Origin of the sequence: Nonomuraea sp. K271 (assembly GCF_009908215.1) — a bacterium.
GTDB classification, from domain to species: Bacteria; Actinomycetota; Actinomycetes; order Streptosporangiales; family Streptosporangiaceae; genus Nonomuraea; species Nonomuraea longispora.
In genome coordinates, this window is sequence record NZ_JAAAHR010000339.1 from 1 (window position 1) to 2,526 (window position 2,526).

Here is a 2,526-nt window from a genome sequence, read left to right on the forward strand (position 1 = left end):
CACCACGACCGGTCACCGCCACGGCCGGGGCATTCGTTCGGCCCGCTACGACCAGCGGGTGAGCGCGGCCCGATGCCCGACCTGCGCCCCGCTGCCCGGATCGACGCGAAAGGCGCCCAATAGCGTCGTGGTCTCCAAAGCGGTGGCAACGCCCCACAAAGCCGCACGCCCGGTGCTTCCGGCCAGCGTGGCGCAGTGGGTCGCGACCACGGCGGCGGCCACCGCCTGCACGGCCGGATAGTCGGGCACCACCCCGGACCGCTCCCGGTAGGCGGCCACGAAGCCGCGCTCCGACACCCCGACCGCAGCCTCGCCACCGCCACCCTGGAACCACTGCCCGACCCCGTAAATCCCGTACGGATCGCCGACCACCTCCCCGAACGCCCGCACCCCGGCCGCCACGGCGCAGACCTTCCGCGGACCGACGGCCCTCCCGATCACCGCGACATCCTCCTCGAAGGACCCGCAGCACAGCAGATTCCACGACCCGCCGACGGGCAGCGCGTCACCGGGCCCGGCAAGGGTAACCGGGATGCCGCGCTCGTTCGCGGCCCGCTCGGCGCCCGCCGCCACCTGCCGTCCGAAACTCCCCTTGCCCGGCACGACCCACAACCGGTCGCGCTCGCCGTCCTCGGCCAGCCGCCGCACGAACGGTTCCGCGTACGCGCCGGCCGGCGCCGGGATCGACACGACATGACCGGGATACGCGGCCTGCACGTCATCACCCGCCCCGCCGTGATTCCACACCAGCAGGTCCAGCTCCGCCGCGACCCGCCCCGCCCTGCGCATGAGATGCGTGGAGTACGGCCCCAGCAGGAGATCGCACCGGCCCGCCAGCCCGCGCAACACCCGCTCCAGCACGTCGGGATCGCTCCGATCGTCCTCGACGACCACCTCCGCACCGTCCTTGGCGGCCTGCCAGGTCTCCAGCCCGAGCCTGACCTGCTCGCCGAAGGGTGCGTACCTCCCCGACAGGGACACCGGCACACCGAGCCTGAGTCCGGCGATCTGCGACGTCATCTCCTCAGCATGCAACGCGGGTGCCATCCCGGAGGCGGCAGGTGGCCGGTGAGTCAGGAGGTCGCGCCGTACGTTGAGCGGCGGTCGGCTTCCTGGGAGAGCAGACGCACGGTGATGGACAGGCCGCCTTCGGGGCGGGCGCTGGTGGTGAGGGTGGCGTGGTGGGCTTGTGCGACGGCGTTGACGATGGCGAGGCCGAGGCCGTAGCCGTCGCTGTGGCCGTGACGATCGGGCGCCAGTTTCTGGAAGGGTTGAAAGAGCCGCTGGATCTGGTCGCCGGTGATGACCGGCCCGGTGTTGGTGACCGTGAGGGTCGCCTCCGTGCCGGAGATCCGAGTGGTGATCTCTACGTGTCCGTCCGGGTGGTTGTGGCGGATGGCGTTGTCGACGAGGTTGGCGACGAGGCTTTCGATCAGTCTCAGGTCCCCGGCCGTCACCGCGGGCGCGAGGTGTTCGGCGAGGCCGATGCCTCGCTCCGTGGCCTGGGCGCGGCGGGAGGCGAGCACTCCTTCGACGACATGGGCGAGGTCGAAAGTGTCCCGGCGGGTGACGCCGCGCTCGCTGGTGGCCAGAGCGAGCAGCGCTTGGACGAGTCGCTCCTGGTGTTCGCCCAGAGCGAGGGCCTCCCGGCAGACCGAGCGCAGGGCCTCGGCGTCGGCGTCGGGGTCGGCGAGGGCGACTTCGAGGAGGGTGCGCAGGCCGGCGAGTGGAGTGCGCAGTTCGTGGGAGGCGTTGGCGACGAAGTGGCGTTGGGCGTCGAAGGAGGCTTGCAGGCGGGCGAACAGGTCGTCGAGGGTGTGGCCGAGTTCGGTCAGCTCGTCCGTGGGCTCGCCGAGGTCGAGGCGCCGGTGGAGGTCTCCGGCGGAGATGATTCTGGCGGTGGTGGTGATGGCGCGCAGCGGGTGCAGGAAGCGGCCGGCGACATACCAGCCGAGAGCCAGGGCGACGGGAATCAGTACGACCAGGGCGACTGCGGATCCGGTGAGGAGTTGGGGCAGGCTGATCCCGGGTCCGGGTCCGGGTCCGGGCCCGGTTTCGATGACCGTGCCGGATGAGGCGGGGCCCGCGGGCATGGTCTCCTGGACGCTGGCCAGCGGGACGTTGACGAATATGAGCACGAAGGTTCCGGCGGCGTAGATGCCCGCCGCGTAGGCGAGCGCGAGCCGCTTCTGCAGGGACCTTCTGGTGAGCGTCTGGGTGGTCATGACGGTCCGATGCGGTAGCCGCCCTCGCGGATGGTCTCGATCACGGGCGGGTCGCCGAGCTTGGCCCGTAGCCGGTGCATGGTGTGCTTGACGGCGCTGCTGAAGGGGTCGGCGGCCTCGTCCCAGACGCGTTCGAGCAGTTCCTCGGCGGAGATGACCAGGCCGGGTACGGCGAGCAGGCATTCGAGCAGGGCGAACTCCCGGGGGCTCAGCTCAAGGCGCCGGCCGGCCCGGAAGGCGATACGGCGGGCCGGATCGAGGGTGATGTCCCCGCATGTCAGGGTGGGCGGCAGCGGCGGGG

At 71.6% G+C, this 2,526-nt stretch carries 3 protein-coding genes; all 3 read right to left on the reverse strand.

The window, feature by feature from the left end; genetic code table 11:
* Positions 1-45: 45 nt before the first annotated feature.
* Positions 46-1,020 (reverse strand): ABC transporter substrate-binding protein, encoded by a 975-nt coding sequence (locus GUY59_RS46660; protein WP_161715127.1) that lies wholly within the window; start codon positions 1,018-1,020, stop codon positions 46-48.
* A 53-nt stretch (positions 1,021-1,073) separates the two neighbouring features.
* Positions 1,074-2,225, reverse strand: a complete 1,152-nt coding sequence (locus GUY59_RS46665) for a sensor histidine kinase (protein ID WP_138208818.1) — start codon at positions 2,223-2,225, stop codon at positions 1,074-1,076.
* A partial coding sequence (locus GUY59_RS46670; protein WP_161715128.1) for a winged helix-turn-helix domain-containing protein occupies positions 2,222-2,526 on the reverse strand: 305 nt, incomplete at its 5' end. The genes GUY59_RS46670 and GUY59_RS46665, both read right to left, overlap by 4 nt.

Excerpts from the sequence above, each read along its gene's own strand:
- GUY59_RS46660 (WP_161715127.1), bottom strand. The coding sequence starts at position 1,020 with ATGACGTCGCAGATCGCCGGACTCAGGCTCGGTGTGCCGGTGTCCCTG.
- GUY59_RS46665 (WP_138208818.1), bottom strand. The coding sequence starts at position 2,225 with ATGACCACCCAGACGCTCACCAGAAGGTCCCTGCAGAAGCGGCTCGCG.